This is a genomic window from Bradyrhizobium sp. LeoB3, assembly GCF_055456055.1.
This window is the reverse complement of record NZ_JBVBEF010000308.1, coordinates 1-1,012: the sequence shown is the minus strand read 5'-3', so window position 1 is coordinate 1,012 and position 1,012 is coordinate 1. Positions and strand designations below refer to the sequence as shown.

1 protein-coding gene is annotated in these 1,012 nt (G+C 62.6%); it reads right to left on the bottom strand.

Annotated features, from left to right (window positions below; genetic code table 11):
• Positions 1 to 396: 396 nt before the first annotated feature.
• Positions 397 to 1,012, bottom strand: a 616-nt coding sequence (locus tag ACZXDY_RS46035) for an IS91 family transposase (protein WP_464350030.1), incomplete at its 5' end; no start/stop codon positions are given.

The following is a 1,012-nucleotide window of genomic DNA, read 5'->3' as shown; positions in this document are numbered from 1 at the left end:
CTCCTGCGCGCGCCGACGTCAGCGAACGGCGGGTCGGGACGAAGAAACGGGCTTTGAGATCGAACAAAGAAACTGATGAAAGACAAACGAGCTGCCGCTCTGGCAAACTCCTTGACAAAAAATGGCCCATACAAGGAAACCGCGCTTGAGGGAACGTAAGACGGTGCGGCAGGCGCTATGGGGATTTGAGTGCCGCGGGTGAGCTCGTTGATTGGGATCGAACCGGTCCAACGAGTTGTGCGGCGGTGAAGCCGCTGACGAATGCGCGGCGGATGGCCTTGAACTCCACAAGTTGTCCGACGATTTGCGACGGCTGGCGGATATCTGGGCACACTCTGCCGTGGCCGGTCGAGAGCCAGCGAGCGCGATGAGCAGACTTGCAGGATTGTGACGCGGTCATGAGGTGTCGACCCTGATGATGGTCGTCGGAGCTGTCGGCGGATTCCGCGGAGTTGCACCGCGCGCGAAGACCTCGATGATGATCATGCGACCGCCGCAGCAAGGACAAGCCGGTTTGCTGTCATCGACAACGGGACCGTTGGGTTCGCTCTTGGCTTTTGGAACGGCGAGCAGTTCACGCGCGCGGGCGATGTTGTCGGCGCAGGCGCTCTTGGCGAACAGGCCGTAGTGGCGGATGCGGTGCAGGCCCTTGGGCAGCAGGTGGATGAGGAAGCGGCGGATGAACTCGTCTGTGGCAAGCGTCATCTGCTTGTATCGATCGCGGCCCGCGACGCGGTAGTCCTTCCACCTGAAGGTAACACCCTGCTTGTCGAAGGCGATCAAGCGGCTGTTGGCGATGGCGACGCGGTGGGTATAGCGCGACAGATAAGCCAGCACGGCCTCAGGCCCACCGAACGGCCGCTTGGCGTAGACAACCCATTCGGCCTTGCGCAGCGGTGCGAGATAAGCCGCGAAGGATGGCGCCTCGGCGAGAGGGGCGTGATCGCCGAAGAAGCTCAGGCGGCCGGCCTGGTGGGCCGCGACGAGCTTCTCCTGGAACACTCGCCGGAAC